20 protein-coding genes and 1 pseudogene are annotated in these 22,734 nt (G+C 36.3%); 7 read left to right on the forward strand and 14 right to left on the reverse strand.

What is annotated here, in order from left to right; all coding sequences use genetic code 11:
- Positions 1–10 precede the first annotated feature (10 nt).
- Positions 11–2,608 (reverse strand): YdbH family protein, encoded by a 2,598-nt coding sequence (locus PSE72_RS02225; RefSeq protein ID WP_254178852.1) that lies wholly within the window; start codon positions 2,606–2,608, stop codon positions 11–13.
- A gap of 234 nt (positions 2,609–2,842) precedes the next feature.
- Between PSE72_RS02225 and PSE72_RS02230 the strand changes: the two genes are divergently transcribed.
- Together PSE72_RS02230 and PSE72_RS02235 are read left to right on the forward strand one after the other, a co-directional pair.
- Positions 2,843–3,841, forward strand: a complete 999-nt coding sequence (locus tag PSE72_RS02230) for a 2-hydroxyacid dehydrogenase (RefSeq protein ID WP_004910756.1) — start codon at positions 2,843–2,845, stop codon at positions 3,839–3,841.
- Positions 3,842–3,855: 14 nt separating this feature from the next.
- Positions 3,856–4,293 carry an META domain-containing protein gene (locus PSE72_RS02235; protein WP_004910755.1) on the forward strand — a complete coding sequence of 146 codons (438 nt, stop codon included), beginning with the start codon at positions 3,856–3,858 and terminating at the stop codon, positions 4,291–4,293.
- Between the two features lie 78 nt (positions 4,294–4,371).
- Here the strand turns inward: PSE72_RS02235 and grxB are convergent, their stop codons facing one another.
- The gene (gene grxB / locus PSE72_RS02240; protein WP_004910754.1) at positions 4,372–5,010 is read right to left on the reverse strand and encodes a glutaredoxin 2; all 639 of its coding nucleotides are present in this window, start codon (positions 5,008–5,010) and stop codon (positions 4,372–4,374) included.
- Positions 5,011–5,250: 240 nt separating this feature from the next.
- Here grxB and PSE72_RS02245 point away from each other — a divergent pair.
- Positions 5,251–5,595: pseudogene (locus tag PSE72_RS02245) on the forward strand (DJ-1/PfpI family protein); the annotation flags it as partial.
- 713 nt (positions 5,596–6,308) lie between these two features.
- Positions 6,309–6,611 (forward strand): helix-turn-helix domain-containing protein, encoded by a 303-nt coding sequence (locus PSE72_RS02250; protein WP_004910749.1) that lies wholly within the window; start codon positions 6,309–6,311, stop codon positions 6,609–6,611.
- Positions 6,612–6,711: 100 nt separating this feature from the next.
- Here PSE72_RS02250 and PSE72_RS02255 read toward each other — a convergent pair whose 3' ends face one another.
- From PSE72_RS02255 to PSE72_RS02300, 10 genes are all read right to left on the reverse strand, one after another.
- Positions 6,712–7,743: a fimbrial protein gene (locus PSE72_RS02255; RefSeq protein ID WP_164528882.1), complete on the reverse strand. Its 1,032-nt coding sequence runs from the start codon at positions 7,741–7,743 to the stop codon at positions 6,712–6,714.
- Entirely contained in the window at positions 7,734–10,214 is a 2,481-nt protein-coding gene (locus PSE72_RS02260) for a fimbria/pilus outer membrane usher protein (protein WP_115167290.1), read from the reverse strand. Before PSE72_RS02260 ends, PSE72_RS02255 begins: the two co-directional genes overlap by 10 nt.
- A 9-nt stretch (positions 10,215–10,223) precedes the next feature.
- Entirely contained in the window at positions 10,224–10,925 is a 702-nt protein-coding gene (locus PSE72_RS02265; protein ID WP_102140365.1) for a fimbrial biogenesis chaperone, read from the reverse strand.
- Between the two features lie 110 nt (positions 10,926–11,035).
- A complete protein-coding gene (locus PSE72_RS02270; RefSeq protein WP_004910744.1) occupies positions 11,036–11,614 on the reverse strand; it encodes a fimbrial protein in 579 nt (192 codons plus the stop codon).
- Between the two features lie 1,604 nt (positions 11,615–13,218).
- Positions 13,219–13,452, reverse strand: a complete 234-nt coding sequence (locus PSE72_RS02275; protein WP_004910743.1) for a putative hemolysin — start codon at positions 13,450–13,452, stop codon at positions 13,219–13,221.
- A 91-nt stretch (positions 13,453–13,543) separates the two neighbouring features.
- Positions 13,544–13,753: a hypothetical protein gene (locus PSE72_RS02280; RefSeq protein WP_004910742.1), complete on the reverse strand. Its 210-nt coding sequence runs from the start codon at positions 13,751–13,753 to the stop codon at positions 13,544–13,546.
- 467 nt (positions 13,754–14,220) lie between these two features.
- A complete protein-coding gene (locus PSE72_RS02285; RefSeq protein ID WP_004910740.1) occupies positions 14,221–14,661 on the reverse strand; it encodes a YcgN family cysteine cluster protein in 441 nt (146 codons plus the stop codon).
- A 20-nt stretch (positions 14,662–14,681) separates the two neighbouring features.
- Positions 14,682–15,338: a fumarylacetoacetate hydrolase family protein gene (locus tag PSE72_RS02290; protein ID WP_004910738.1), complete on the reverse strand. Its 657-nt coding sequence runs from the start codon at positions 15,336–15,338 to the stop codon at positions 14,682–14,684.
- A gap of 19 nt (positions 15,339–15,357) precedes the next feature.
- Positions 15,358–16,446 (reverse strand): lytic murein transglycosylase, encoded by a 1,089-nt coding sequence (locus PSE72_RS02295; RefSeq protein ID WP_004910737.1) that lies wholly within the window; start codon positions 16,444–16,446, stop codon positions 15,358–15,360.
- Positions 16,447–16,494: 48 nt separating this feature from the next.
- Positions 16,495–16,764 carry a YcgL domain-containing protein gene (locus tag PSE72_RS02300; RefSeq protein ID WP_004910736.1) on the reverse strand — a complete coding sequence of 90 codons (270 nt, stop codon included), beginning with the start codon at positions 16,762–16,764 and terminating at the stop codon, positions 16,495–16,497.
- A 129-nt stretch (positions 16,765–16,893) separates the two neighbouring features.
- Between PSE72_RS02300 and minC the strand changes: the two genes are divergently transcribed.
- From minC to minE, 3 genes are read left to right on the forward strand one after another with little or no spacing between them, the layout of a single operon-like run.
- Positions 16,894–17,595 carry a septum site-determining protein MinC gene (minC, locus tag PSE72_RS02305; protein WP_004910735.1) on the forward strand — a complete coding sequence of 234 codons (702 nt, stop codon included), beginning with the start codon at positions 16,894–16,896 and terminating at the stop codon, positions 17,593–17,595.
- A 23-nt stretch (positions 17,596–17,618) separates the two neighbouring features.
- Positions 17,619–18,434 (forward strand): septum site-determining protein MinD, encoded by an 816-nt coding sequence (gene minD / locus PSE72_RS02310; RefSeq protein WP_004910734.1) that lies wholly within the window; start codon positions 17,619–17,621, stop codon positions 18,432–18,434.
- A gap of 3 nt (positions 18,435–18,437) precedes the next feature.
- Positions 18,438–18,722, forward strand: coding sequence for a cell division topological specificity factor MinE (minE, locus tag PSE72_RS02315; protein ID WP_004910733.1), 285 nt, complete (start codon positions 18,438–18,440; stop codon positions 18,720–18,722).
- Positions 18,723–18,874: 152 nt separating this feature from the next.
- Here the strand turns inward: minE and PSE72_RS02320 are convergent, their stop codons facing one another.
- Positions 18,875–19,645: an energy transducer TonB gene (locus tag PSE72_RS02320; RefSeq protein ID WP_115167291.1), complete on the reverse strand. Its 771-nt coding sequence runs from the start codon at positions 19,643–19,645 to the stop codon at positions 18,875–18,877.
- A gap of 67 nt (positions 19,646–19,712) precedes the next feature.
- Positions 19,713–22,721 (reverse strand): TonB-dependent receptor domain-containing protein, encoded by a 3,009-nt coding sequence (locus PSE72_RS02325; protein WP_272690878.1) that lies wholly within the window; start codon positions 22,719–22,721, stop codon positions 19,713–19,715.
- Positions 22,722–22,734: the final 13 nt, after the last annotated feature.

The following is a 22,734-nucleotide window of genomic DNA, read 5'->3' on the forward strand; positions in this document are numbered from 1 at the left end:
CTTATGCTCATTATAAATTTTTTTCCAACCACTCTTCTAAAGAGCTACCAAATCGTAAACTACGCCATAATTGAAAGATATTTTCTTCATGTTGATAATGCAAATGAACTTCACGTTTTTTCTTTTCTTGAGTGTTATACCCTTCAAGGATTGTTGTCATCTTTAACATCCCTAAATTTGTAACATTAACATCTGTACGGCTGCGTTTTATTTCCAAATATTGTAACCACCCCATTGCGGAACCTGCAGATATATTATCTTCTCGGATAGAATCAACAAATTGGGGATCTAATCGTAATGTTAATGGCCCACTATTTTCTAACCATCCATCTTTAACTATCCATTCTGGGTTATTTAAATAAAAAGGTAATTCACCATTAACTTTACCGGAAACAGCAAATTGCGACACTCTTAGTATGGTAAATAACTGGCTAAGTTCAATCTGCCTTAATTTTATCGTAGCGGCTTGAGTTTGTGGCCAACGCAGTAAATCCATCGATATTTCACCCCCTAATGTTTTAAAGCCTACATTAGTCAGTTTTAATGGCGAATTTTCCGTTGGCGGATAAGAACCAGAGAGATCTGCTTTAATATCAGTTAATTCGAATAAATTATTGAGCTGCTTAATACGCAACTCAACAGGTGCTTTAGCGCCCAAAGTCCAAGTACTTTGTTTTAAACGCCACGGTAAAACAAAATCTAATCCTGATAATTCGCCATCTTTTAACCAAAGACTAGTATTCTCTACGCGCCAGTGTCCTCCTGCAATAAAACCATCTTCCGGCGTTATTGAAAAAGCGGCTTGAGAAAATAATTTTCCTTGTTTTAATTCAATACCAAGGTCAGCAGGAATTAACGTTTGAAAAGCCGTGACCGACTGTTCAGGCCAACGAACTTCCCCTCTTAATCTTTCACCGTCCCAGCGCCCAAAAATGACTATTGGCCCTACATCTTTAGTACTTAAATCGCCTTTAAGTTGAAATTCAGCAGGAGATTTTCCACTAAGATCTGCGTTTAATGTGATCCTTGGCAGATAACTTTCAGTACCGAATTGCATCCGTTCACTGGTAAGCTGTAATTTTCCATTAAAATTGGCTTTATTCTGATCACGCTGCCAAACCAATGGCTTACTTAGCTGTAAGCGTGGAGCTCTCATCGATAAGAGCCCATATTGTATTTGGTCAAACCCTGTATTTAAGCTATTTAATGTGATTAAAGTGTCCTGCCAACTCCCATTACCCTTAATATCCCAATTAGCTGATAATGAAGGCAAATTGGCATTTCCCCAATAATTCCAAAACCATTTTCCCTTATCTAAAGCAAACTTATTGGCTTTACCATCCAAATGAATGTCGAAATCTCCCCAGTACTGTTCTTTAACCTTAAGGATAGCTTGTAAACGCCCTGAAATACCATCTTCACTTAACGATGTTCCCGCGAGTGGCAATCTAACTTCATTCAGAACAAGTGTTTCAGAAAGGCGGCCATAAGCTCTTAATAATGAACTGGATAAAAAAGAAATTTTTGGGGCTGCTAGCTGACCTGAAAGCTTAGCGGGTAAATTAATATCCAGCACCATGTCATCATATTTAACTTGGCCATTTAAACTAAAATTAATATTCGTATCGAGTAAGTCTATTTTAGTGGCTGGCAGTGTTAAAACAATATTAGCTTTACCTTTCTTCGCTTGTGTAAGCATATTGACACGCCCTGAGAAAACCATTTCACTTAACGTTTTATCCCAGTTATCGACTTGAAAATTAACTCCCCCCTGCAAAGGAATATCTGCTTCTTTCCATTGCCATTTTCCTTGAGATATCTGTATGTTAGATGGTGATAGCGCCCATGGTAGATAAAGTAATTCTTCTTGTGTTTCTGTATCCTTGACCGTTAATACCCCTTGGCCATTCACCCAACCAAATTCAGCCAGTAAAAATTTTTCTGGGTTGATTAACTTAAAGTAAGCATTCAATTCCCCCTTTTCGGGAAATTGATTAGCCATTAATGGCAATTGAACATCACCAAATAACTCTATTGTTTGCTTTTGTTCTGGTAGGTACGCAGAGAAATCTTTAATAACCAATTGATGCTCAGCCGTAATTAAAGATGATAATCTTAAATTATCCCCTCTAAAATCAAACTGTAGAGAGTTAACCTGATTTTTACGCAACCAGATACTACCTTGGTAATCACTCCATGGTTGTATATTGGTATTATTTATAACTAATGAAAAAACAGGGAGATTATCGATAAACTCTGCAATATTAATCGGTTCATTAACTGTTTCATTAGTTGGCTCAAGAGCACTTAAACATTCAGTTTTAACATCAAGACCATCCACAATAGCATGCAAGGGAAAGACAGAAAACCTTGTGCTATTCAATTGAACCAAAGTGCAATTGTTTGCTGTTATACTGATACTTGCTATATCCAATTGACCATAACTAATTCTTGGTTCTGAAAATGAAAGTTTAAGTGGCTTAGGAAGATAGTGCGATGCGACAACTGGCACCCAGTGGGATATCGTTATCCATAAGAGTATTAAGAGAGCAGCGCTTCCACCCAAAAAGTAGAGTAATGTTCTGAATGCTCTTTTTATTAACTGCATTACTGCGTCCCTTGTTCGAATTGTTCTATAGCGCACGTGATAATTTTCAGCAAAATTTTCTTATTAAACGTGATACTAACAAAGATAAACCACATTCAATCGTAAACAGATACCTATTTTCTTAATTTATAGGTGATTTACAAACTTAATTGCCTTATTCTGAGTTTATATTTTGTAGGTACACCTTTTTACCTACTCTTTTCTAATTGGTTCCTAAAAATTGGAGTCTTTATGATGAAAATTGTTTCTTATAGTACCAAACAGTATGACCGCAAGCACATGGAACAAGTTAATCAAAATTCTGGATTTAATTTTAGTATTGAATATTTTGATTTTCCATTGACGGTTCAAACCGCTAAAAATGCGGTTGGTGCCGATGCCATCTGTATTTTCGTTAACGACGAAGCTAATCGCGCTGTTTTGGAAGAGCTTGCCGCACTAAATATTCGAATTTTAGCTTTACGTTGTGCTGGCTTTAACAACGTTGATTTACAAGCAGCTAAAGAATTAGGTATTCAGGTTGTCCGCGTGCCCGCTTATTCTCCTGAAGCTGTCGCCGAACATGCTGTTGGTATGATGCTATGTCTTAATCGCAGGATCCACCGTGCGTACCAGCGTACTCGAGATGCAAATTTCTCTCTCGAGGGATTAACAGGCTTTAATATGCATAACCGCACTGCGGGTATTATCGGCACAGGAAAAATTGGTCAAGCAACACTACGTATTTTAAAGGGATTCGGAATGCGTTTACTCGCACATGACCCCTACCCGAACCAAGCTGTTTTAGATTTGGGTGCTGAATATGTTGACTTAGATACTTTATATGAGCAATCAGATATTATTTCTCTTCATTGTCCATTAACACCAGAAAATCATCACTTACTCGATGAAAATGCCTTCAAGAAGATGAAAAATGGAGTCATGATCATCAATACAAGCCGAGGCGCATTAGTCGATTCTGTTGCGGCAATTAATGCACTAAAATCGCAGAAAATTGGCGCTTTAGGTATGGATGTATATGAAAATGAGCGCGATTTATTTTTCGAAGATAAATCTAATGATGTCATACAAGATGATGTTTTTCGTCGGCTTTCCTCTTGCCACAACGTATTGTTTACAGGGCATCAAGCGTTTTTAACGGAAGAAGCATTAACAAGCATCAGTCAAACTACGCTTAATAATATCCGTCAAATAAGTCGCGGGGAAATTTGCCCTAATATTGTTAACGCATAGTTGGGTCTGGAACCATGAAACGCCTAATTCCACTTACAATTTTGGGTTTATTGCTAGCAGCTTGCCAAACTCATCAAGTCAATGCGCGAAATGATGACCAAGCACTTGAAAATAAATTAATGCATCATCGTTTTATTCTCACTGAAGTGAATGGTAAGGCCATTAACAGTAAGCAAACAGCTCCTTCCCTTTCTTTTGGCGAGAAAATGTTTGTTTCTGCATCAATGTGTAATGATTTTAACGGGTTTGGCGATATCAAAAACGCAAAAATTACTGTAAAAAACTTAACTAGAACGGAACTCGAATGTGTTGATGAAGATTTATCTAAATGGGATTCAATGATAAACCGAGTACTGTCTGATGGCGCTGTTATTACTTTAAAAAACAATCAATTAACCTTAATTCAAGGTCATTACAAATTAGTTTATACACTACGTGACTACGTCCATTAATGGATTATCCTGCACAACCTGCCTCTTTTAGAGGCGGTTGGCATTTAACAAAACCCACTAAACTGGCAACCAAGCAAGCTATTTAGCCTTATCAAATAGCAAGTTAATATTCGTAGATTTTGCAATTCGCTCCATATAATTCCGAATGTTTGTGCTAAATGATAAGTGCTCAACAATACTCAAACTGCGTAAGGTTGGAAAAATAATAAAATCATTAATATCAATATCTTCGCTCCGTGTTTCTAACCACGCATCTAATAAAGATAATTGCGGCTCTAATTCAACTAGCAACGTATGTGTTTCTTTTTTAAGCTCATTTAAGTCGCCGTAAGATTTTGATGTTCTGCTTATATATGCTGCTCTAGCTTCCGCTGTACTGATTTCGGGAAAATCCGTTTGAGTAAAGCGTGGTGTTACAAGCTTATATACCACCGCCGAAACCGTTTTAGACCAAGTCTCTATTTCAGGAGCAATACTCCCTTTTGCATATTTAGGTTCATTAATACTATCAACATAATGAACAATATCTAAACTTTCAGGTAAATAGCTTCCATCATCTTTTTGTAAAATAGGTAACATTTTTCGACCAATCATTTTTGTCGGTGTTTCTATATCATCATCGAATAAAACGATTTGCTCTACTGCTAACTTTTTTAAACCAAAAATCATTCTTGCTCTGACACAAAACGGACAGTGGTCATAAATATATAATTTCATTGTTAACCTCACTAATTTGATAATAAAAGTTACAATAGGTTTATACAGTATACTTGAGTGCTTACATTTATGTCTTATCACGCTTGTAAAATTTTGTTTAGCGCAAGGAAAAATAAATGTAATAGAGTGCACAAAATCCCAATAATGAAATACAGATCATGGCAAAATACGTTTAATAATGGCTACTCCTGAAAAAAATATGCAGCTAAATTCCATCGCAATTATCCTTTTGATAATTTTGAAACCCTTGATGTTATGGGGCCTGTTGAAGTATTTGGCCGCTTAGAACATTGCCAAATTGAATTTATATCACCTTCAGGAAAGGCAATGACTAGATCTCAAGGGGTTACAGTCAATACACGCCCTATACTTACCCCATTCTATCAATATATTTTGATACCTGGAGGGCAAGGTACTCGCTCATTATCGCAGAATGATGATTATATTCAGTGGCTGAAAAAACAGGTCGAGTATGCGGAAACTGTCATTTCAGTTTGTACTGGTTCCGCACTTCTTGCTCAAACGTCCCTTTTAAACGGCTTTAAGGCTACAACAAATAAGCTCGCTTATCAGTGGGTAACTTAACTCAATGACCGAGTATTATGGCAATCTAAAGCAAGATGGGTTCATGATAATAAGTTTTATACCTCATCTGGCATTAGCGCAGGTATTGATATGTCATTACAGATTATCTGCGATTTTTATAACCGAGACATTGCAAATAATATTGCGCTTAAAATGGAGTATATATGGAATAAAGATGCTAATCATGATCCTTTTTCAAAAGTAATCATTTAAGATGTTTATAGCTTTATTTAAATCAACTTATTTGATAGCTAATAAATATTATTGATTTATTAGTCATCTTTAATTATTCAAATAATAACTCCGCCAACCAATAAAAACAAAAAATTAACATTTATTCTCATGATTTAACTTTACACTTTCAATCTTACACATCCCAAAAAGAAAGCAACTAACTGAAAACAAAGAAAATAATTAACCATTTTTTATAACCATTAAATTTTAAGTATCAATTTAAATTTGTTAATATTAATTCTTATTTTAACAATCTTAGTTTGATGAATTCTTGCATTAGCTATTTTACTTATTTTCGTTATAATCCCTTACTATAAACAATGTTATTATTTATTAATGTTTAAAGCTCTAAATCGCGATTTTCATCATATTTATGTTCATTAAATCTTTTAAAACACTTTAGTTTTTAATATACTATCAAATGTAATTTTAATTAAGTGCATTAAATAATAACCCTTCATATAAATTGAGGATGTCATATGGACATTCATACTATAATTGGTATTAAAATAAAAAACCGGAGAAAAGAACTCGGTCTATCTGGAGCTAATTTAGCTAATAAATTAAATTTAAGTCAACAGCAAATCTCACGTTATGAGAATGGAATTAATAAAATACCTATCAATCATTTAGTTGATATCGCTGAAGCGCTAAATTGCCCCATTGAATGGTTTTTCCAAGGTTATACTAGTGGATTAAAAAATGAAAAAAATGATGCATCCGAACATATCAATAAAGAACGACAGTATGTTGCTGAAAGTATAATTGTTGATTTGAAATAAGTCTTCTATAATAACTACGAGTTATTATTTTGAATATAAAATAAAGGCTGACTCTAAATATAAAATCAGCCTTTATTATTAAATAAAATACTTTTAATAACTAATCATATGTAATATCAAAGCGCATTTGAGCATAAACTTCACCTGGTGAAGTTCTATCTTCATATTGAAAATAACGAGCGGTAAGTTCTATATCGATATCTTTTGTATCATTATTATTTAATGATGCTACACGATATGGGCGGCCAAAATTGATTGGGCTTTTATCTTTTCGTTCTATAACTTGAACACCAATTCCTTTTGCTGGGCTATAGGTACTTTGGTTTGCTAAAACACCGTTTACTTGAGTCCCTGTCGCTTTTATCCCGCTAAAAGTAACATCAATATTAGTCTTACCCGTAAAACTAGTACCGCCACTACATTTCAACTTTATGGTAAAATCTTTTTCACCTGCAGGTTGGTCTCTCGCTGTTAATTGAACTCGTTTTATAGGGTCTAACATTACATTTTGATTTTCACCACTTGTCACTTGGCAGGATGGAGAAACGATAGTAATAGCATTTGCATCTAAATAACTAACTAAGATTGGACTGTTATTAGGTTTATATCCATAAGTGGTATAAATACCACTTGCTAGTGTTCCGGTTCCTGTATATTTAGCCGTTTTTATTATACTTAGCGTAAAAGTAGAATCATTTAATGACATTGGGGTACTATAATATCCCACATTTGTAGGAAAAGTACTTGGGTAAGTCATAGAATGCTGCCGACCCGATGAACGGTGGAATTTTAAACCAATACCTTCAACATTCGTTTGGTAAACTTTCCCACCAATATCGCGTAAATCAGGCATGACCACTTCAGCCTCAATATTCACCTTTCCACGACACCAGAGGTAGGTTTGGTTAGTATTCATTGAATAATCTTGTGTTTTAATTACACTCCCAACCGGAAGGTTAGGATCTACAACAATTTTTCCAAGTCTCATATCTACTCTATATGCCGGCTGACTTGTTCTTTCGCAACTATTCATATAGATGTATCCAGGGCGCCCATTATTTGCAGATACGCCATTTGCGGTAAATAGTAACCCTACCCCAATATACCAAAACCATTGATTTTTTATTGACATAGAACTTCCTTACTATTTCCTGCAGCTAATGAGAATGTACATTGACCTTTATCCCACGTAATAATGGCATTAGTTGCAATTTCACTGCTAATGAACACCATACCACCTTGCCCAACAATACCGATTGCCTCACCTTTTTGGTCTGTCACATTAGCGCCAAATGGTAGTGGTTTGTTATTAGATCTTTTAACGTTATAAACCACATTTTTTTCAATCTTAGTACCAAATTTAACCTTAACGACACTACCTTCATAAGGAACTATCTGTGATGACATATTTTCAAAAATAATATCTTCAGAACTGCCTTTCGGGTCAATTTCGATTTTATTAGTGCGATAAGCTCTTACATAAGGCGCAATAGCATAACCATGACTATCAATTGTCGTCCCCATCGCCCCTACCACTGATGCACCTTCCGCGTCTTTCGCCTCAATCAATGCAATTGTGGTTGCATTATTCGGCGTTAGCGTTATTCCACCGGAGTGCAAAACTAATGACCCATTTGCGCCTACACCATATTGGCGATAACCTTCACCTTGGCTGTAATTCGCATTTGTATTGACCGACGATGTACGGTAGCTAGTATTAAGACCGATATTTTTCGCACCACCATTTGCAACTGAGGTATTGATTCCGTATGTCCAATTATTATCACGGTCAAACGTACCACTGGTACCTATTTGGCTACTTCCGAACTTTTCATTATTAAATGTAGTATTAGACGTTAAGGTGGACACCTGATTCTCTCCCCAATAAAGAGGAATGCTCAAGTTCACACCGAGCCTGTCATCTTTTTTATCATGGCTATTTTGTGTATATACCCTCATAAATGACAAACCATATGAAAGGCGATTGATGCTATTGTTGTAACTTAGTTGATATTGTTTTTCTGTTCCTGACTTATCCCAATAACTTGAAATACGCCCCATGAAATAAATTCCACCGTAACCTTCAGGTAAATTTTGGTTAATAGTGTAACTGAAACCATTTTTTTCACGCCCTAATGTATCGACAACGCCACGTTTATCGTTATCAATAGCATAAAGTGCATTATTAATATTGTAATAATCTTTCGTTGAATATCGATATGCTGCTAACACAAGATTAGTGTCTGTTTCAGTGAATAACTTATTAAATGTAAAACGATAACTTTGCCCATAATCTGTACGATGATTAAATACAATGCGAGATTGCGTTACATCAATTGCAACCGCACCAATCCCAGTATTAATACCACTTCCTAACAAATAAGCTTGGTAATCATTAAAAGCAGTGACCCCACCATAAAGGGTAAATGTATTATTAATCCCATGCTGAAGAGTCGCTTGCATAACAAAAGGACGATTTCTTAAATTTTCAGAATCAGATTTACCGCCTGCTATTTGGTAACGCGTAAACCCTGGACGTAATAATTGTGCTAACGAAGAATACGGCACACTAAAATTAGTCTCGCTACCATCAGCCTCTTTTACTGTAACATTCAAATCATTACCATAACCCGATGGGTAAACATCATTCAAACTAAATGGCCCAGGAGACACGGTTGTTTGATAAATAATATTGCCATTTTGCCGAATCGTCACTAAGGCATTACTTTGAGCGATCCCCCGAATTTCAGGCGCATAAGTTGTCATCCCATCTGGATACATATTGTCATCCGTTGTTAGCTTAGCCCCTCTTAAGCCAATACTATCGAATAAATTACCATCCGTATAAAACTGCCCAATAGTCGCTTTTGATTTTAGTGCGGCAATGGGCCTTTGCAGATAAGTTTGATTGCTATTCCATTCAGAACCTGTAGAACGTTGCCAACCCAAATTCCCTATATGTTTCAATAGCCAACCATCATAACTTAAGCCAGCATTAACGCCTAAATAGGCGCTAGAGCTATTTGAACCTTGGTTTCCACTGATATGGCTATCATAGTAATTAGCCATATAGCCAATATTTAATGCAGGAATTCCTGTTTCCCAAAATTGCGAAGAAACATAACCCCGAGAAATTTTTTGTTCGTAAATTTGCGGTACAGAAATATCTAAACGTAGTGTCGACGTATGAAATATATCTTTAACTTCTTTGTCGCTGTTCCACTCATCCAACGGCAGACAAGTAGCACTGTTTTTATCAATTGATGGATTAAATTTTTCAGTATCAATACCTAAGTTTGAAAGTAACTCTCGGGTATAACAAACCCCTAATTGTTTATTTTTTTGTTCTTCAAAATTAAGTTCGTAACGCCCTTTCCAATCATTATTCGTATATACATCAACTGAATACTTTCCTGGGCTAATCCCTGTCGCATTAAAACGGTCTAAATCAACGTTGTCTTTACTTCCCATAATAAAGCCACTATTGAATTCATAGGTTTCTTCTTCAGCTGAGGCATGGAATACGGGAACAATCCATGACGTAATAAAGCAGACTACAGAGAGTGTATTGCTATATTTATTGTTTAACTCTCGCTGTTTCATTATATATTCCTATTTTGCAGTTAGAGTCACCGCAACATCTGAACCATAGTCATTAATATTGTTAACAACAACCTTACTGCCAGACTTAATTGCCTGCTTTAATTCAACTAATGTTTGATTTTTGGGTTCTATTAAAACAGTTTTATCTGTAAGGCCAACCTTTCCATCGGTGGATATTTTTGTGACCGTAATATAAAAAGGTGTTGGATTTTCAATAACAATATTCTTACCATTTGTTTTGATAACTAACTGTTCAGGAGCTAATTCTCGGCTACCTAGCCCAACAGGCCGGTAAAAAAACTTAAAACGAGAACGAATTGCTAACTGTAAAACATTCTGCATTTCCCCATCTTTGCCTTTTACAGTAGGCGGAATATCTAGAATATTAAGCCACCATAAACTTTCCCTATCTTGGGGAATTTGCCCTTTATCCATTAACTTTATGCGTAAATTTTGACCACCCTTTGCTTCTACTCGAGAAACAGGAGGAGTAATTTGAAATGGGGTTTTTATCGTATCAGGTGTTTCTGATGCATTACCTGTATCAAGCCAAGCTTGAGCAACCGCAGGACGTTCTGCTGTATTTGAAAGTTGTACGGTGATCTCTTTCTCATCTCCAGGGTAAATAAACCTCGTACCATTAACAATTATATTGTTAGCAAACGAATTAATACTGAAGATAAAGCAACATGCTAATACGATAGCTTTCATTTAAACCTCAAAACATAAAAGCGGCAGTGTTCTACCGCTTATTGCAATAATATCCATTAGTGTTTTACTACAACGTCTAATAACACTAACTTAAAACAACCAACCTATTCTTATTGATAAGTGATTTCGTAAGTTGCGTAGCTTTTAACTTCACCTGCAGTAACTTCTGTTGGTTTATCGGTGATATAACCTACGTAATATTGGAAACGTGAACCTTGGTCAATTTGGGTAATAAGTTCGGATGGTTGTTGATTGTCGCCGCCTGGTACGATGAATTTTTTAGCGTCATCAGCCGATAAGACAAATTGGATATTCTTCGCACCAGTAGAATCAGTATTCGCTAAATAACCTAATTTTTCGCTACCACTTAATAAGTTACCACCAGTCCACACCACACCGATCGTTTTAGCGTTGCCGCCAACTGATGTTGCTGAACAGTTAGTCACATCAATTGCAAATGTTTTTGGTTTTAATAATGTACCTTTACCACCTGCTTGAATTTCTTCCAATGAAATTGGTGCTAAGTATACGCTTGCATCGCTACCTTGACCGTCAACAGAAACAGTACAAGAAACATCAGTTACTTTACCGTTAAAGTTAACTTGGCCACCGCCAACTTTATTTGCTGCATTAGCTGTTGATAAGCCGATGATTGTTGTAGCAACAGCGGTCAGTAGTACTTTCTTCATTTTCATTTCCTAATATGAGATTTTTATTCTTACATTTAAAGAACTTATTAAGTTTTTATTTAATTTATTGGTAAATAAAGAAAAATAAAAACTCCACCGCATATTGAATACAGTTAGTCATTTATGTTTCATTTTTAAACCATTTTTACTAATGCAAATAAATATCTTTCTTAATTAGTCCTATTTAGAATTTATAATCATATGCTCTATATGATTTCGAAGAGAGGATACATAATAACTTAAATTTTATTAAATCGTTTTTTTCATCACTTATTAATTTTTTGATAGGTAAAGGCTATTAAAACAAACCTATCGATTGAACATTTTGATGTGCTGATTCCACTAATTTACTCGTACAAAGCTTAATATTTAGATTTTAATATCTATTAATTTTGTATTAACTTATTTTAATTTAACCAAACTAAAAAATGTAGATTATTATAAAATACAAAAATCATTATAATTGGATTGAATACATATTTTAATTCACATTTTGATACTTTCTGTCGCAAAATATCCACAATATTAATCTAATAATGAATATCACATAAAGGCTCAAACATTAATATAATTAATATTTATTGATCTGTGAAGATATGTAATACCCGTCAATTACAAATATTAAATTTCGAATTATTATGCTTGAATATCAAATTAACACACTATGAGTGTATAGGCGTTCTTTTATATTAACAGTCTGCTTTTGTCGTTATTAAAGTTTAAGAATGTGAATTTTTACGAGGTAAATGTCGATTTTAATCAAAATTAAAAAATAAATGGAATGAGGGAAATAAAAATGATAAAGGAAATAGCGATAAAATCGCAATATAATCCTTTATTCATTCAACTTGATCTTGTAGTAAAAACCAGAATACCAAATTATTTAGCCGAAGCTATGTTAAAAAAAATTATCATTATTTTTGATATAGGATAAGAAACCCCGATTAATTGTACAAACTATAAACTGTGTTATATCAATTTTCTTGCTTTATAACCTAATGAAAATAATGATGTTTTCTTAAAACGAACACCCCATGGAAATGTGATCTATGCATCAATTTTTAACATTAAGAATATTCCTAAATAACTCATTGCGTGTGTTAAAGTGTGATCAAATCCAAAAAGCCATCGCTAAAAGATGATGTTTTACTCTATTACTTATCCACTAGCAGACAGTTTAACGTCTTTTTGGTAAATCAATCACTCTAATAAGACTAATTTATTTAGCAATTACATAACATAAGGTAGCTGTTTCTATTTTAGTACAACAAATTACCGGTTATGAGACATTAGTGGATAAAAATATTTTATATCAATAATTTGCCATAAACAGATGAGGTCATCCTTACTAAATCTATATGAAGCTATCAAAATATTGCCTCCCCCCTTATGATGAGCTTAATAAGTATTAGTCCTGTTATTACATCGCTATTTAGTTGATCAAATGACAAAAATACGCTGACAACTAGTAGTAATATCGGCTAATTTCAAGAAATAATTAATGCAAAATAGAAATATTATTGGATTGGAACTGTTAGATTGGAACTACAGCAAAATCTTCACTAAGTTTTCGCTGTAGCAGTAATCAAGAAGTGAATAATTGGTTAATGTTTGTTCTGACGGTATAGAGCCCACTCTTCTATTTTCTCACCTGAGGGCAAGATACAGTACCCGAGTTGCCCTTGCTCTGTTCTCTTAATTTCTAATTTCCCACCAATTTGTTCACAATACACCGAAGCAGGGTTGGCCATGCCTACCGCTTTTGACTCAATTGCGGTTGTATTGGAAACACATCCGGAAATAGCAGCAAAACTCACTAACATAAGTGTTTTCTTCATAAGAAATATTCTTTAGTTAATTTGGAACGTTCATTTATTATTATGGAATGAGACGAATATAAACTGATTTTATTAATAAATAAAAGCCATTTTACTTACGCCTTTTGTTGTCAAAAAGGACAATCAAAATGCCAAAAAAGGCAATTAGCAAACTGCCAATAATATAATTCTGCCTATCAAATGCCAGCCCTGAATCCTTCACACTCTCACCATAAACGATAGGAATACTTACATCCATATTGTAAGAAATAATCGCGGTAATGAGACCTATAATTGTGAGTACCACACCAAATGTTTTCATTTCCATCCTCCATGTTACTCTTACAAGAAATAGATTAGCTAAGTATCTTGAGAAAAGCAAAATGAGAGGTCACAAATCATCATTTTTCCTCAAATAAAAATATTATGGTTTTAAGATATAACATAAAAAATTGTGAGAGGTTGGTTTTAAAGATAGATTTTCATGCAGTTAAAATTTTAAGACTGATAAGGCTAATAACTAGAAGGCAATATTGAATATTTATTGAAAACTTCTATAACTAATAGAATAAATAATCACACCTTGTAGTAGTGTGATTATTATTTACTTTCATTTAACACACTATAATGCACCAATTAAAATGAATAAATCATCATCGATGCAACTTGGCTAAATTTTTCAAAAAAAGAAATTATTGCCGGTAAAATAGCAATATTTAGAATGGCAAATAAGCCTACAGTTGAAAGTGATATTTCCATAATAACTTACTGTATCATAGAGGGTTACTACTACCCCCTACCCATCGGCCTATTCATAATGTGTTCTTCCCAATCCACCACATCAATTTCTCTGACCGCGATATGGCGAACAGACACGCCTTCATTATGCATTGCCGCTTTAGAGCCGGTTTTTAATGGGTGCCAGGCCGGGAGAGGCTTCCCTTCTAATAACAAACGGTAAGCACAAGTGCTTGGCAGCCATCCAAATGTTTCTAAGTTATAGCGATTAAGTTTTATACAATCCGTTTCATAACTGAAGCGGTCTTCATAATGCTTACACTGGCAAGTTTTTAGATTTAGCTGATTGCAAGCGACATTAGTAAAATAGATTTCATCTGTATCTTCATCCATTAATTTGTGTAAGCAGCATTGCCCGCAACCATCACAGAGAGATTCCCATTCTTCATCCGTCATTTCATCTAAAGTTTTAAATTGCCAGAACTGCGACATAATACTTTTTAATCCTATACTTAAATAACCCGTGTAGTCAGCGAGTGATCATTAATTGATAATTTTAGCATATCACCAGAAGCTAATGGGCCAACACCTTCAGGTGTACCCGTTAAGATGACATCCCCTGCACGTAATGTGAAAAAGCGGGACATATAGCTAATCAGAGGTAAAATTGGCGTGATCATATCACGCGTTGAGCCCTCTTGGCGAACTTCACCATTTATTTCCAGAGAAAGCTGAACATTTTGTAAGTCATTTGGGTTACTAATAGGAATAAAGCCAGAAATTGGACATGAACCATCAAATGATTTGCTTTTTTCCCATGGCTGACCTGCTTTTTTAAATTTAGCCTGCAAATCACGTAAGGTTAAATCTAATGCAACTGCATAACCGGCGATAGAACGTGATACACGATCTTCATCTGCATTTTTTAATGGCATACCAATTAAGATTGCCATTTCAATTTCATGATGAACAGCACCAAAATCTTTTGGAATAACAATTGATTGAGTAATATCACACAAGGCAGTTTCTGGTTTAATAAAAATAACAGGTTCTTCCGGTATAGCAGACCCCATTTCTTTTATATGCTTTGCATAATTACTACCAACACAAACAACTTTATTTGCAGGGAAATCCAGTAACGCACCTTGCCAGTCACGATGTTGATACATAATAGTACTCCTATTATCGTTATTGTATTTTATTAGCGATACCATCTGCCATCATGCATACACTCAATGCAAAATAATACGAGCGGTTCCAATGCATAATGGTTCGAAAATTTTCGGTCACTAAAAATGTCCTGCCTTCAGGGTCATCCGGAATAACCACCCACGTTTTTACGCCTGAAGGTAACTGAGCGAATGCAGGTAATGTAACACCTAGTTCTTGCCATTCACTAACAGATCTTCCTTGTTCTGCTTTTACACCTTCCAACGTTTTATTAAAATCTACAGGTAAGTTAACTTGGTAACCCCATGGTAATTTAGCTTGCCAACCTTCTGTTGATAAATAATTAGCGATGGATGCAAAAACATCAGATTTATTATTCCAAATGTCCATTTTACCATCACCATCACCATCTGCTGCATAAGACAAATAAGAGGTTGGCATAAATTGACTCTGGCCCATCGCTCCAGCCCATGAACCTTTGAGCTGTTGATCTTCTGGGATATAACCTTTATCCATTATCTCAAGCGCAGCTAAAAGTTGTTTGCTAAAAAGCGCTTCTCTTCGTCCTTCAAAAGATAATGTCGCGAGTGCCGAGATAACATCTTCTTTACCCTGTGAGCGCCCAAAACCACTTTCTAATCCCCATAATGAAACAATAAACTGAGGTGGAACGCCATATTTATCACTTATAGCATCTAGAGTGGATCTGTTTTCTAAATATTTGTCATAGCCTGCATTAATACGCGATTGTGGTAATACGTTTTTTAAATAGCTTGCTAACGTAACCGTCGCCCTTTTCTCTGGTTGGCCTTTATCTGCTTTCACTACACGCTCAATAAAATGGATATTAGCAAAAGCACGTTCAATGGTGGCAGGCTTAATCCCCTGTTCAATAGCATGTTCTTTCAGTAATTCCACATAAGCAGGAAATTGTGATGGTTCACGTTGTTCAATAGGAAATGCTTTATCTAAAGCAACGACTTCTTGCGCTATAGCCGCATTTTGTTCTGCTGTAATCGGTTGAGTAACAATTGATTCGTTATGAGTTGCAGAGCAACTTGTTAAAAACAAACCAGCGACTAATGTATATAATAACGTTGGTTTCATTTGTCTCCTCCAGACTGTCATTGCTTTTCAGGATTTTCTTAATTTGCTCTAGTTATTCAGTTCTTTGTGTTCTGAAAGCAAATTTTCCACCGGAGGTGGGAATTGTAAGTAATAACCAACTTCTAAGAGGTCAGATTTAACCTTTGCCAAGTCAGCATTGGCGAGCTTTTCACGCTTATCTAATGAGACAAGCATAGCAAATTGAGGTGTACCAAATTGGGCTAATAATTCATCAGGAACACGTGAAAAATCATCTTTCTTCTCAATATAAAGATAAGTTTGGTCACGTTTAGGGCTTCTATAAATTGCACAAATCATTATATTTAACTCTTTTTCTTAGTTCATTAGCTTGCTTGAAGTATATAGTAACTATAACATGCTATTGTTTTACAGAATATCTTCACCCGAGGATTGTTTCGGAAATTTTAATTTGCTGAGTCTGGATAGATGCCACAATCGCCAATAGAACTTAAAGGCAGCAGTTTTACTCTTTCAGTTATTCACTTATACAGTGAAGAGCCTAAACTCATCAAAAAAGCGCTGCAAGATAAAGTAAATCAAGCTCCTGATTTCTTTAAAAATGCTCCTGTCGTGATTAACATTGCTGAATTATCCCCAAATGTAGATTTACAGAGCATTCATCGTTCTGTTATATCTGCGGGATTACGTATTGTTGGGGTTAGTGGGTGTACTAACCCGCAAATGCGACAAAAAGCAAACGATGCTGGTTTACCGATATTAAGCGAAGGTAAAAGTCAAAAACCTGTTGAGATTCAGCCTGAGCCTCAGGCTGCTACAGTTCAAACTGAGCCTTTATATCGTAAAACTCGTATTATCAATACCCCTGTTCGCTCTGGACAACGTATTTATGCACCAAATAGTGATCTGATCGTCACAAGTAATGTTAGTGCAGGTGCAGAACTATTAGCAGATGGTAATATCCATATTTATGGCGTGATGCGAGGCCGTGCATTAGCAGGGGCCTCCGGCGATATTGAAAGTCAGATTTATTGTACTCATTTGCAAGCTGAGCTGGTCTCCATTGCAGGTGAATATTGGCTGAGCGATCAAATCCCTGCTGAATTTCTCGCCAAAGCAGCTAAACTTTGTTTAGTTGATAACAAACTTAATATCGAATATTTAAATTAGACCTTATTTACAAGGAATTATTCATGGCACGCATAATTGTAGTGACTTCAGGTAAAGGTGGCGTTGGTAAAACCACTTCAAGCGCGGCCATAGCTACTGGCCTGGCACAAAAAGGGAATAAAACGGTGGTGATCGATTTTGATATCGGCCTACGTAACCTTGACCTCATCATGGGGTGTGAACGTCGAGTAGTCTATGACTTCGTAAACGTTATCCAAGGTGATGCAACCCTGAATCAGGCTTTAATCAAAGATAAGCGCACCGAAAATTTATTCATTTTACCTGCTTCGCAAACACGCGATAAAGACGCATTAACGCGTGAAGGAGTAGGCAAAATTCTTGACGAATTGAGCGACGACCTTGGTTTTGATTTTATTGTTTGTGACTCCCCCGCAGGTATCGAAAGTGGCGCTTTAATGGCGCTCTATTTTGCTGACGAAGCCATTATAACTACCAACCCGGAAGTTTCATCTGTCCGTGACTCTGACCGTATTTTAGGTATTTTAGCGTCAAAATCACGTCGTGCAGAAAAAGGTGAAGAACCGATTAAGGAACACTTATTGTTAACACGCTATAACCCTGGCCGTGTAACCCGTGGCGATATGCTAAGCATGGAAGATGTTTTGGAAATCTTATGTATTCCTTTGATTGGTGTTATTCCTGAAGACCAATCTGTACTGCGCTCTTCTAACCAAGGTGAACCGGTCATTTTGGATACAGAATCTGATGCAGGCCAAGCCTATGATGATTGTGTTGCTCGTATTTTAGGTGAAGATCGCCCTATCCGTTTCATTGAAGAAGAGAAAAAAGGTTTCTTAAAACGCCTATTTGGGGGATAAATAATGGCTTTATTGGATTTCTTTCTGTCGAGAAAAAAAACGACAGCGAATATCGCAAAAGAGCGATTACAAATCATCGTTGCAGAACGCCGCCGTGGTGATAGCGAGCCCCCATATCTTGCAGATATGAAAAGAGATATTTTGCAGGTTATCTGTAAGTATGTCCAAGTTGACCCTGAGATGTTATCAGTGCAATTTGAGCAAAAAGGGGATGATATTTCTGTTCTTGAACTAAACGTTACGCTACCTGAAGGTGACGAAATAAAAACAACAACAGAAGAAAAGTAATTTGCAAAGAAAGCCGCTGTCTAATTTTAGGATTAATTTAATAGGTCGCGGCTTGCTTTTATCTTATTAATATAAAAATAAATAAAGGACACCCCCTCGGGCGCTAATTTCAAACATCTATTCAGATTGAAAGCCACCTTCTATTTGGCAATTTATAACTCAAATTCAATGGCCAATGTTATCTGTTTTTTTAAACCTTCTGGTGGTATACCAACAGAGCGACTCTTTGCTATAGCCGTTAACGCAGCTTGGTCGAGTTGTGTATGCATAGAAGACTTAGCAATACTCACTCTTGTTATTTCCCCCGATGACGTAAGCGTAAAATTCACCAAAACCTTTCCTTGGGTATGGGTATTTCTCGCTTTTCTTGGGTAACGTTTATGGCGCTCTATTTCTCTACGTAATTTATCAATATAAGATTGATAATTCGCACTTATATTATCCCCTACTGCCCTCGTATTTTGCGCACCCTGTTCCCCTGCGGCATTTGATAAAGTACTATTTTGGCCAGCTTGCTGTTCTTGCTTTACATCATCGTTTTTTTTATTTTGTTGTTGTTCTTTCTGCTTAATCACTTTTTTATTTGGTTGTTTTTGTTCTTTTTTCTCGATAACTTTTTTCTGTACATCCGAAACTTTATTTTCATCACTATGCGTACTTTTTTTATTAGCAACTTTGATTACCGCATTTTCATTTTGTTGCGACTCAGAAAGTAAACCGCCAGTTCGCTTATTATTTAATGTGACATCATTTATTTGCCTTTCAATTGCATTTTGCGTCAATGCAATAGAGATAATCGCCGCCTTTATTGGCGTATAAATTTGTGCGTGACGTGTTTTTTCAGCACTTAAGCAATAAAAAACGATACCAAAATGAAATAATAGCGAAACCATAACAGCAAAATTAAAACGTAGAGTAAGCATTTTAATATCCCTAATAGCCCCTTCGTTAATACCAAAACATAACTACATCAACGAAGGGGAATCCCTTTTAGAAGCGACTTGTTACATTGAAGCGTATAGTTCTACCCGGTGCCGGCATCATACTGCGGGTTAGAGGATCAATATAATATTCATCAAATAAATTTGTAGCTAATAATTCAAACGATAGATCTTTATTAAACTGGTAATTAACATAAGCATCAGCAGTAAAAACCGCATTCCAGCTCATTGGGCTATTATTTAATGGTGCATATGAGAATGGATATTTATCTATCATTTCCGCCTCATCCTCATTTTTTGCTTTACTGTGATAACGCATACGGCTACCCACTTCCAAGCTTTCATCTAAGAAACGTAAACCTAGGTTGGCATGAATACTGTATTTGGGTTGCAATTGAGTACGTAAATAGCCGCCGGGGAACCCAGCTGTTGTACACTCTGAGCCCCCAAATTTATTATAGGGGTCCATCACCATCAATGAGACTTCATCACAAACTTCATTTTTTAAGCGGTAATCTACCCCTAAGTCACCAAATACCCAGCCATTATCATAACGTGCCAATAGTTCCAAACCAGCTGTGTTATGTTTATCAACCTGCGTAAAGACTAACCTGTCGTTCCTATCAAAGGCATTTGTGACTACGGTGTTGTAGTAATTTATACGTAAGTCAGCATGATTTTCTGCCGCAACCAGTTCTTGGAAATTACGCACATATCCCAGTTCTATTGTATGGCTACGTTCTGGCAAATAAACCGGTGGCACATAGTTTGCTTCACGTCCCCCTGAAAAACCAATAGTGTCTTCAAAGATACTTGGCATTCTAACGGTCTCTAAATAACGCCCAAATATTCGGTCATTCTCTGTTAAATAAAGTGTTACTCCTAATGCAGGCGCCCAAGCTGATTCTTCATTTCTTTTCGGCGCTTTAAATTTTTGGTCATCTGTATAGAACACTTCATCTAATCCATAAGTATTACTATGCCCCAATCGATGTTTTTTGGCTTTTAAGCCAGTTACAGGGTCTATTGCTTCTTCTTTTAAATCAACTTCCCCATTATAGAATGGGTTATTTTTGCGTATAAATCGGTTATTTTCATCGACCTTCCATTTCACTATATGGTCCATTTCTGTGATTCTAAATTCTAAATTTTTCCTATTGCGTTGATTAAAGCCTGTATATCCTAAAGCATTCTTTTTCATTTTTAGCGCTTTCTCGATAAAAATTCGCCTTTCATAAGGTCTTTCTACTGTATCTTTAAATGTCTTCCCTTTATCATCAACATACTGCTGTATTGTTTGGTATTCTTCTGCACTTAATAAACGGGATAACCTATAGTTTCGAGCGGTTATATGGCTATAGGGCGCATAATTTACATCTTTGGCCGCAATGCGTCTCTCTTTTAATAAATCCCTTGACCAGTAACTAATATATTGCGCCCCTGCATTCAGGCTTAACCAATCAGTTGGCTGCCAATCAAACCGAATAGTACCATTATATTCCCGACGCTTACCTTCCCTTGGGATAGCACGGAACATGTTCCCCTTGGGGCTAGAATCCGAATTAAAAATATCTTCACGGCTACCAATGGTTTCATCAATTAAGCTTCCCATTAAAGTCACTTTAAATTCAGGTGTAATTTGAAATTTATTGGATAATGAGACACCATAGCGATCGTTAAGTTGGTTTAATTTAATGCCATCAACTAAGGTGCCATTGATAGCAGGGTTTTTACCCACACCATTATCTCGGTTGAGTTCATAATTCCAATCCCTTTCTAATGGTTCCCCTGGTTGCCCCCCTGCGGTATTTGAATTTAAATCGGTCTTTGTTAACCAATAACCTAAGCGAAAATCAATCCAACCAATGGACTCGGGTTTGAACGAGTAATTGGCATAAAACGTATTTAAGGCTAAGTTAGCCAAAGGCCATTGCGGAATTTTCCCCTCAAGATCATAGTAACGAATTTGTGATGGCATGATTTCGCCATAATGACTCACTGTACGCATATAACCCAGAGATAAATCTTGCGCATTCGGTAACATCAAATTTAATTTAGTCAACAACGTCGACATTTCATTCGAGGTATTCGCCACCTCTGTATTTGGCCCGTAAATCCTAGCTACAAAGGGTATATAGGGGTCTATCGCCTTATTCGGGTTATTAGGGTCATAGGTAATGATATCATCATAAAATTTATCCGCCCCACGGCGCCCTGCAAAATAGTTGCCTTGGTTGCGGTAGCTGTATGCCAGCATCAAATCAAACTTTTCTTGCCGTGTCCCAATGGCAATGCGCGCTGCGTTATCTTTCAGATTAAAGAATTTGGCGTTACCTTTACTACGAGCATCAACAAGCATTTCGTGATCTTGAAAATAAATTCCACGAAACTTCTGGATCTCTAATGAACTCATTAGGCGCTTATCATCACGGTAATCGATACCGTGGTTTAAATGGTTAATCCGCGGCTTTGTAGAGTTACTCGATGTTTCTAATTTAATATCAAAACCAAACTTACCGTATTTATCCACAACGTCATCAATGCCTAGCGTTGTTATGGCAACTCCACCGCCTGTCGATGTACGCACATTGCGGTCTAGCGTTGCACTTTTCATTACCTTAATGCTACTAATCATATTCGGGTCGATATAATTACGGTTATTCGCACCATTATAACCACGCCACACAGTGATAGCCTGTTCTGTGCCATCCACAGTCACCGGGACACGCCCTTGCCCCTGTATCCCTCGTACATTGGGGTCTATCGCCCCACTATTACGGGCATCACCACTATATACCCCTACTGCATGGTTAATGGTGTCTGCGGGGTTAGTGCCTTTATAACGATCAATTTCTTCTTTACTAATATAAATATTTGATTCGTCTTTATCATATTGGTCGTCTGCCCCTTTTCTATCACGCTCTTTGATGGTGGTCGCTTTATCATTTACCACGATAGAACCGATGTTTTCGCTTTGTTGGGCGTAGACTAAACTTGCAATACTGCTAATAGATAACCCTGTCACGATATTAATGGCTATCACTGTTTTGATTTTCATTATCTGTTCCGGT

The organism is Providencia sp. PROV116 (assembly GCF_028482485.1).
Taxonomy (GTDB): Bacteria; Pseudomonadota; Gammaproteobacteria; order Enterobacterales; family Enterobacteriaceae; genus Providencia; species Providencia rettgeri.

Excerpts from the sequence above, each read along its gene's own strand:
- PSE72_RS02225 (WP_254178852.1), bottom strand. The coding sequence starts at position 2,608 with ATGCAGTTAATAAAAAGAGCATTCAGAACATTACTCTACTTTTTGGGT.
- PSE72_RS02230 (WP_004910756.1), top strand. The coding sequence starts at position 2,843 with ATGAAAATTGTTTCTTATAGTACCAAACAGTATGACCGCAAGCACATG.
- PSE72_RS02235 (WP_004910755.1), top strand. The coding sequence starts at position 3,856 with ATGAAACGCCTAATTCCACTTACAATTTTGGGTTTATTGCTAGCAGCT.
- grxB (WP_004910754.1), bottom strand. The coding sequence starts at position 5,010 with ATGAAATTATATATTTATGACCACTGTCCGTTTTGTGTCAGAGCAAGA.
- PSE72_RS02250 (WP_004910749.1), top strand. The coding sequence starts at position 6,309 with ATGGACATTCATACTATAATTGGTATTAAAATAAAAAACCGGAGAAAA.
- PSE72_RS02255 (WP_164528882.1), bottom strand. The coding sequence starts at position 7,743 with ATGTCAATAAAAAATCAATGGTTTTGGTATATTGGGGTAGGGTTACTA.
- PSE72_RS02260 (WP_115167290.1), bottom strand. The coding sequence starts at position 10,214 with ATGAAACAGCGAGAGTTAAACAATAAATATAGCAATACACTCTCTGTA.
- PSE72_RS02265 (WP_102140365.1), bottom strand. The coding sequence starts at position 10,925 with ATGAAAGCTATCGTATTAGCATGTTGCTTTATCTTCAGTATTAATTCG.
- PSE72_RS02270 (WP_004910744.1), bottom strand. The coding sequence starts at position 11,614 with ATGAAGAAAGTACTACTGACCGCTGTTGCTACAACAATCATCGGCTTA.
- PSE72_RS02275 (WP_004910743.1), bottom strand. The coding sequence starts at position 13,452 with ATGAAGAAAACACTTATGTTAGTGAGTTTTGCTGCTATTTCCGGATGT.
- PSE72_RS02280 (WP_004910742.1), bottom strand. The coding sequence starts at position 13,753 with ATGAAAACATTTGGTGTGGTACTCACAATTATAGGTCTCATTACCGCG.
- PSE72_RS02285 (WP_004910740.1), bottom strand. The coding sequence starts at position 14,661 with ATGTCGCAGTTCTGGCAATTTAAAACTTTAGATGAAATGACGGATGAA.
- PSE72_RS02290 (WP_004910738.1), bottom strand. The coding sequence starts at position 15,338 with ATGTATCAACATCGTGACTGGCAAGGTGCGTTACTGGATTTCCCTGCA.
- PSE72_RS02295 (WP_004910737.1), bottom strand. The coding sequence starts at position 16,446 with ATGAAACCAACGTTATTATATACATTAGTCGCTGGTTTGTTTTTAACA.
- PSE72_RS02300 (WP_004910736.1), bottom strand. The coding sequence starts at position 16,764 with ATGATTTGTGCAATTTATAGAAGCCCTAAACGTGACCAAACTTATCTT.
- minC (WP_004910735.1), top strand. The coding sequence starts at position 16,894 with ATGCCACAATCGCCAATAGAACTTAAAGGCAGCAGTTTTACTCTTTCA.
- minD (WP_004910734.1), top strand. The coding sequence starts at position 17,619 with ATGGCACGCATAATTGTAGTGACTTCAGGTAAAGGTGGCGTTGGTAAA.
- minE (WP_004910733.1), top strand. The coding sequence starts at position 18,438 with ATGGCTTTATTGGATTTCTTTCTGTCGAGAAAAAAAACGACAGCGAAT.
- PSE72_RS02320 (WP_115167291.1), bottom strand. The coding sequence starts at position 19,645 with ATGCTTACTCTACGTTTTAATTTTGCTGTTATGGTTTCGCTATTATTT.
- PSE72_RS02325 (WP_272690878.1), bottom strand. The coding sequence starts at position 22,721 with ATGAAAATCAAAACAGTGATAGCCATTAATATCGTGACAGGGTTATCT.